This is a genomic window from Sinorhizobium sp. CB7, assembly GCF_041357635.1.
In the GTDB taxonomy this organism is placed as follows: Bacteria; Pseudomonadota; Alphaproteobacteria; order Rhizobiales; family Rhizobiaceae; genus Rhizobium.
In genome coordinates this window covers 1-8,161 of sequence record NZ_JAULLL010000044.1, presented here as the reverse complement: position 1 = coordinate 8,161, position 8,161 = coordinate 1, and the positions used below count along the sequence as shown (strand labels likewise).

1 protein-coding gene is annotated in these 8,161 nt (G+C 63.8%); it reads right to left on the bottom strand.

Annotated features, from left to right (window positions below):
- On the bottom strand, positions 1-8,161 hold an 8,161-nt coding region (locus AAE029_RS35945), incomplete at both ends, for an amino acid adenylation domain-containing protein (RefSeq protein ID WP_371077723.1).

Below are 8,161 nucleotides of genomic sequence, written 5' to 3'. Positions count from 1 at the left end.
AAGCGGGTGCGCAGGCTCTCGTGGCGGGCGACCACCGCTGCAGCCGCCGAACGCATGGCGTCGGCATCAAGGGCGCCTTCGAGCCGGATCGAGCCGGCGATCGTATAGGCCGCGCTGTCCGGATCGAGTCGCCACAGGAACCACAGCCGCTCCTGCGCCGGTGAGAGCGGGATGCGCTCCAGACCGGCCGGCCGTGGCGGGATCGCTTCCTGTCCGACCGCCGCCTTGCCCTCGATGAGCGCGGCGATACCGCAGACCGTCGGATGATCGAAGAGCGCCCGCAGCGACACGTCATGCCCAAGGCCCTGGCGCAGCCGCGCCGTCAGCCGTACGGCGGTCAGCGAATGCCCGCCGATCTCGAAGAAGTTGTCGTTCACGCCGACGCGCTCCAGCCCGAGCACGTCGCGCCAGATGGCGGCAAGTGCTGCCTCCGTTTCGGTGCGCGGGGCGACATAGGCCGAGCCCGACGACAGCTCCGGATCCGGCAGCGCCCGCCGGTCGAGCTTGCCGTTGACGGTGAGCGGCATGGCGTCGATGAAGGTGATCGCCGCCGGCACCATGTAGGAAGGCAGCCGGCCGCCAAGATGGGTGCGCAGCGCCTCCGCCGTCACCCCATCTTCGTCTACGGCAACCACATAGGCGGCAAGCCGCTTGCCACCGCCCGCATCGTCAAGGGCGATCACCGCCGCCTCGCGCACCCCGGCATGGCCAAGAAGTGCCGCCTGGATCTCGCCGAGCTCGATGCGGTGGCCGCGGATCTTCACCTGGAAGTCGTTGCGGCCGATGTATTCGAGGATCCCGTCTTTCCGCCAGCGGGCCAGATCCCCGGTGCGGTAAAGCCTTTCTCCGGCCCGTCGGGGATGAGGAATGAAGACCGCGGCCGTCTGTCCGGGCTTGCCGCGATAGCCGCGCGTGACCCCCTTCCCGCCGACATACAATTCCCCGATCACGCCAATGCCGCTTGAATTGAGAAAACGATTGAGGACATAGAGATCCGTATTGGCGATCGGCCGGCCGATCGGAACCGGCCCGGATGAGCCGGAGGCGTCATCGACCTCATGGACAGCGCAGCCGACCACGGTTTCCGTCGGTCCGTACTCGTTGATCAGGCGCGTGGCGGGCGCAAGACGCCGCCAGAGATCGATGGTTTCGGCAATGAGGTTTTCACCGCCGATCACATAGGCGTTGGTCTGGCTCTCAAGCGTTTCATGCGCGAGCAGATGCTTCAACGCATCGAGATGCGAAGGGGTCGCCTTCACGAGACTGAAGCCGCGTCCGGCATTGAGCTCGGCCGCCAGACCTTCGATACCCGCATCCTCGCCGAGGATATGAACGGTTGTCCCGCAGACCAGCGGAAGCAGGGTGCTCGTGACGGTCGCGTCGAAACCGATCGACGTGCTGACAGGCGCGCCGCCTCCGGCTGCGACGGCATAATGGGCGGCAGCGAAGGTCAGATAGTTGACGACGCCGCTGTGAGGCACCATCACGCCCTTGGGCAGGCCGGACGATCCCGACGTGTAGATCACATAGGCAAGCGACTGGGAGGTCGCATCGTTCTCGACAGGATCGCATGATACGCCTGCAAGCAGGGCCTGTTCCTGATCCAGCGGGAACGCTTCGGCGCAACTTGAGACATTCGGTGCGTACGCCGCCTTTGTCAGGACGAGCTTTACAGAAGCGTCGCCGATCAAATGCTCAAGACGAGCCTCGGGAAGGTCGAGCGTCAAAGGAAGATAGGCACAGCCGGCTTTCAAGATGCCCAGCAGGCCAACGAACATTTCAAGCGACTGGTCGAGATAGAGTCCGATGACCTCCTCTGATCGGTGGCCCCTCGTTTGAAGATGTCGTGCGAGCCGGTTCGATCTGTCGTCCAGTTCGCCGAAAGTCATGCATTCCTTGCCGGCCCGTAACGCAATCGCATTCGGCGCTGCGGCGACCTGCACCGCAAAGAGATCATGGATGCGAGCCCCACGCGGTGCCGTGGGTGCGGGCCTGCTCTCACCGAAGCCAAGTGCGGCCGCCGCCTCCTGCTCTGGAATGATCGAGATTTTGCCGAGGAACGGTCCATCCCCGTCGGTGATTGCCTCGATTGCCGATACCAGATGGCGCAGCAGCTGTCCGGATGTCGCCGATGAGACGGTCTTCCCGTCGCCGGTCAGCTGCAGTCGCAGCCGGTCTTGTTCCGGTGCGGCGACGATCGTCACGGGATAGTGTGTGCGATTGTAGGCTTGCGTCAGCGAAACATCCAGAATGTCGGCCTCGTCGGCGCTCTCCTGGGCCAGGTAGTTCTCGAAGACGAGCAGCGTGTCGAAAAGCGGTTCGTCGCGGCGACCGTAACGCTGCTGCAGTTCCAGGAGCGGCATGTGCTCCCGGTCCCGCAAGGCGACGTTTTCCTGTTGCACCTGACGGAGCCAGGAAACGACATCCATGCTTTCGGGGAGGGTGAGCACAAGAGGCAGGCTGTTGATCAATGGACCAACGATCCGATCGGCCCCCTCCAGATCGACCGGCCGGCCGGAAAGGGTGACGCCGAAGACAATGTCGCTCGACGATGTGTAATGCGAGATCACCAGAGCCCAGGCCGCCTGGACAACGGTGTTGACGGTGACGCCGCTTCTTCGCGCGAAGGCGCGGATCTTATCCGTCTGCCCGGATCCAAACTCATGGCGCGCCTCTGTCGTTGCGTTGCCTGTCGCGGTCGGTAGCGACGGCACCAGCCTTGTGGCCGTCTCGATCCTGCTCAGGCGGTCGCTCCACCAGTCAGGTTCGGCCGCACGATGGGCACCAAGCCAGTCGATATAGCGGCGAAACGGCACGATCGGAGCATGGCGGGCCGCGTCTCCCATCATGCGCGCCCGGTATTCGACCAGTACCTCCTTCAGGATGATGGAGGTACTCCAGCCATCGGTTATCGCATGATGATAGGTCCAGACGAGATCAACATGATCATCGGGCGCAAGCAAGGTTGCAACGCGCAAAAGCGGCGCTTTTCCAGGATCGATGCCAACCGCAAGATCCCGCGTCCTCCATTCTTCAAACGCCCTTTCATATTGCGAGGGATCGAGATCGCGCCAGTCATGGTCACGATAGGCAAGTTTGACAGCCTTGCGCACGACCTGCAGGGCAGGACCGTCCTGGCGCTGAATGAAAGAGGTCCTCAGAATGTCGTGGCGGTCGACGATCGCCTGCCAGGCGTTTCGAAGCAGCGGCCGGTTGGCGTCCTTGCCAAACCTTGCCGTCAGCTGATTGACGTAGACGCCGGCTTCCTGGTCCAGGAGGCTGTGAAACAACAAGCCCTCCTGGAGCGGGGTCGCGGGATAGATGTCCTGGACATCGTCGATCGCGATGTCCAACGACGCAATGTCCTCATCCGTAAGTCCGGCGAAGGAAAGCTGCCCAGGCTCCGGCTGGGCCCGCTCGATGCTCTGCGGAGCCGCGGCGATCACTGGTTCCGTCTTCGTCGCCACCGCGGCGATCTGGCGGATGGAGGGCCCGGCGAAGAATTGCTTGGGCGTCAGTTTGATGCCGGCTTTCTTCGCACGGGCGATGACCTGCAGCGTCAGGATCGAGTCTCCGCCCAGGGAAAAGAAGTCCTGGGTGACGTCGATATCGTCTCGCTTGAGAATGTCGCGCCAGATCGCCAGCAGTGCCGCCTCGACTGGGGAAATCGACGACGGCTCGCCTGCTTCGGGGATGATCGCCACCGCCTTGCCATTTTCCGTCACTTCGAGGCGGTCGGAAAGCCGGAGATCATTAGGGATCATGTAGCTCGGCAGGTGTTCTGCGAGATAGTGCCGCAGGTCGCTCTCGGAAAGGTGCCGATCATCCGTTGCAACGCTTGCCCGCAGCACCGTCCTTCCATCGTCCTCAACCGTCGCAAGGGTAGCGGCATTGACGGATGGATGTTGGAGAAGTGTGCGGCGGATTTCGTCCAGTTCGACGCGGTAGCCGCGGATCTTGACCTGATTGTCCAGGCGCCCGAGAAACTCGATCCTGCCGTCGGAAAGCCGCCGAGCCTTGTCGCCGGTCCGATAGAGTCGCTGCCCGTTCGCGGCCGGTACGAACCGATCGGCCGTCAGCCCCGGCTTGTTGAGATAACCGAGCGCCAGTGCCCTGCCCCCGATGCAAAGCTCGCCCGCTTCTCCATCGGCAAGGAGGCCGCCCCTGTCATCAAGGATGCTGATCGTGCCGTGCGCCAGCGGTTCCCCGAGCGCAATCGGCCCGAAGCCGGTCAGGCTCAGATTGCCGGCAATCACACCGACCGTCGCTTCGGTCGGGCCATAATGATTGACGACCGTAAGGTCAGGAGCCAGCCGGCCGATCGTCTGCAACAGGCGCTGCGACGGCTGTTCGCCGCCGAGCACCAGGCAGCGTCCCGGCAGGATGGCCGCAGGATCGGCTGCATTCAGCAGGGCGACCAGGTGCGATGGCGTGATTTTCAAGAGATCAGGCCGCCGCTTGCGCATGGAATCTGCAAAGCCATCCGGATCGAAGGCACGCTCGCGACCGATCACCAGTAATGTCATGCCGCGCAAAAGCGCCCCGAACAGTGAGGTATGCCCCAGGTCTGCAGCCGGAGAACTGACGTAGGCGGCACTTGCAAGATCGCCCGGCAGCCGGTCGTAGACTGCATCGACATAGTCCAGCAGGCTTTCATGCGTGACGACGACGCCCTTCGGCTCTCCGGAGGAGCCGGACGTGTAGATCACATAGGCTGGCCCGACGCAGGGCCAAATCTCAGGCGGATCGGAGGGCCCCTGCGCATTCACATCGATCACGTCGATGGCATCGTCGAACCAGTCAAGCTGACCGTGCGAGACAACGTGCCGTGCGTTCAAGTCATGAAGTTGCCAGCGCAGCCTTTTTGCAGGCGAAGACGCGTCGAGAGGCGCATAGACTGCACCCGCCCGCCAAATGGCCAGGATGGCGACGACGAGTTCGGCCGAGCGCTCGAGCAAGACGGCCACCGATGTCTGAGGCCTTATGCCACGACGACGCAGCTGTTTCGAAAGGCGGCCGGCGCGTTCCCACAGCTCCCGCCAGGAGATGGTGGCGTCTTCGTCGATGATGGCGGGCTCCTCGGGGCGAAGCCGGGCGAAGTCTGCAACACGTTCAATGACGGTGGGCAAGGAGGTCATCGGGGCACTCTCACTGGGCGAGGAAGGTTTGAGCAGCGCGATTGAATCGAGCGTGTGGTGCTCATCCAGGACCGCGCGGAGCATCACCTGGATGTAGTTTTCGACGAGCGTCTTAACCTCGGCGCGATCGAGATACGCCGGATCGTAGGAGACGCTGACTTCGAGGCCGTCACCGAAATCCAGGACGTTGAAGTTCAGATCAAAGCGATGTCCCGAATTCGGCAGCTCCATCGATGTCCAACGAAGCGCAGCGTCGGAATGCTGTTCGTATCCAAGATCATGCAGAAGGAACTTGACGCTTGTAAAAGGTGCCGATCCCGACCGCCCTGCGGGCGCCAGGGCCTTGACCAGCCGCTCGAACGGAAGGCTCTGATGATCGAGCGCCTCCTCAATTGTCTCGATCGCGCTTTTCAAAAAGGCATCAAACCGCGTTGGTCCCAAGGCCTTCGATCTGATGATCAAGAGGTTCAGGAACGGACCAATCAGGGCCTCGACTTCCTGTCGCTGACGGGATGAGACGGGAACGGCTACGGCGAGGTCGCCGCGCGCCGAATGACGATGAAGCAGCCAGTTGAAGCAGCCAAGGAGCACCGAGAAGAGGGTCGTGTTGGTGCGAACGGCAAGCGCCCTCAGATCACGTGTCAGATGCGGAGGGAGCTTCTGCCTGACGGGCCGATCATCTTCCTGGTCGCCCCGCCTGGCGACTGCGTGCGCGGGGGCAAGATGAAAAGCCTCGGGATAGTCACGCAATTGCCGCGTCCAGTAACTGAGATCCTGGGCGATCTTGCCGGAATTTTCCTGGCTCTTCTGCCACAGCGCAAAGTCTGCGAATTGAATCGCAAGATCCGGAAGTCTGCTGCGATCTTTTCCCCTCCGGCTTTCGTAGAAGAGGTTTACTTCGTCGACCAGGATCGCCAGCGACGGGCCGTCCATGAGGATATGGTGGAGCGCAAGAACCAGCAGATGGGTCTGCCTGCCAAGCCGTATCAGGAAAAGGCGCAAGGGGGGAGCTGCTTCCAGGTCGAAGGGCGTCCGGATCATCTCCTCGACGAGAGCCTTTGCCTTTGCTTCCTGATCGATGATCGAAGATGCGGCAAGATCGATGTCGTCCCAGCGAGGATCCGCACTCGGCTCGACCATCTGGTATGGAATGCCGTCATCCTCTCCGAATTTCGTCCGCAGGATTTCGTGTCGCCGAACGACATCGGCAAATGCGTCACGCAAAGCTCCGACGTCGATTACGCCATCCAGCCGGACAGCGCCGGCGATCGTGTAAGCGGTGCTCTCCGGCTCGAGACGCCAGAGGAACCACAGCCTTTCCTGGGCGGCGGACAACGGTAGCCGGTCCATGTTTTTCGGCCGCGGCAAGATGGGGGCGTCGGCTATCTGCGCCTGTCCCTCGATTAAGGCGGCAATGCCGGCGACGGTTGGATTGGAAAACAGGGTTCGCAGCGACACGTCATGCCCAAGGCCCTGGCGCAGCCGTGCCGTCAGCCGCACCGCCGTCAGCGAATGCCCGCCGATCTCGAAGAAGTTGTCGTGGATGCCGACGCGCTCGAGACCGAGCACATCCTGCCAGATGGCGGCGAGCGCCGCCTCCGTTTCGGTGCGCGGGGCGACATAGGCCGAGCCCGACGACAGCTCCGGATCCGGCAGCGCCCGGCGGTCGAGCTTGCCGTTGACGGTCAGCGGCATGGCTTCCAGGAAGGTGATCGCCGCCGGCACCATATAGGCCGGCAAGCGCCCGGCAAGATGCGCCCGCAGCGCCTCCGCCGTCACCCCATCTTCGTCCGCGGCCACCACATAGGCGGCCAGCCGCTTGCCGCCGCCCGCCTCCTCGAGCGCGATCACCGCCGCCTCGCGCACCCCGGCATGGCCAAGAAGCGCCGCCTGGATCTCGCCGAGCTCGATGCGGTGGCCGCGGATCTTCACCTGCAAGTCGTTGCGGCCGATATAGTCGAGGTCGCCGTCGGCAAGCCGGCGGGCAAGGTCGCCGGAGCGGTAGAGCCGGCCGCCGGGAACCGACGGATCGGGGATGAAGCGCTCGGCCGTGAGCGCCGGGCGGCCGAGATAGCCGCGGGCAAGGCCGGCCCCGCCGACGAAGAGCTCGCCGACGGCGCCCACCGGGACCGCATTGAGGTCGGCGTCGAAGAGATGCAGCGTCAGGTCGGGCATCGGCACGCCGATCGGCGAGCGGACCTGGCCTCCAGTGTCACCCCCGGTCTCGGCAAGGCCGATCGGCCGGTAGGTGACATGCACCGTCGTCTCGGTGATGCCGTACATGTTGATCAGTTTGGGGGCGGCCGCTCCCCGCGCCGCAAGCCAGACCCGCAAGGCTGTAGGCTCCAGCTTCTCGCCGCCGAAGATAACGGTCTTGAGGTCGGCGAGCGGATGCGGCGAGGACGCGTCGATCTGGGAAAGCGGCAGGAAGGCCGAGGGCGTCTGGTTGAGAACGGTGACCTTCTCGGCCCGCAGCAGATCGTGGAACGCCGCCGTATCGCGGGCGACCCAGTGCGGCACGACCACCAGCCTGCCGCCATGGCAAAGGGCGCCGAAGATCTCCCACACGGAGAAGTCGAAGGCGTAGGAGTGGAACATGGTCCAGACGTCGGAAGGGCCGAAGTCGTACCAGGGCGCCGTCGCGTCGAAGAGGCGGGCGACGTTGGCATGCGTCACCCCGACCCCCTTCGGCAATCCTGTCGACCCCGATGTGTAGATGACATAGGCGAGCTGGTCGGGATGGCGGGGAGTGACGAGAGGTTCTGGGCTCTCGCTCCCGACCTCGTTCACCAGCACGGTGTCCAGCCCTTCAAGCAGGCCGGCAAGCGTCTGCCTCGTCGCCGCATCCGTCACCACGCGGGTGATGCGGCTGTCCTTGATCATGTGGGCGAGGCGATCGGCCGGATAGGAGGGATCGAGCGGCACATAGGCCGCCCCCGAGCGCATGATGCCGATCAGGGCGGCGACCAGGCCGGTGGAGCGCTCCACCGCAAGACCGACGCGCTCGTCGGGGCCAACCCCGA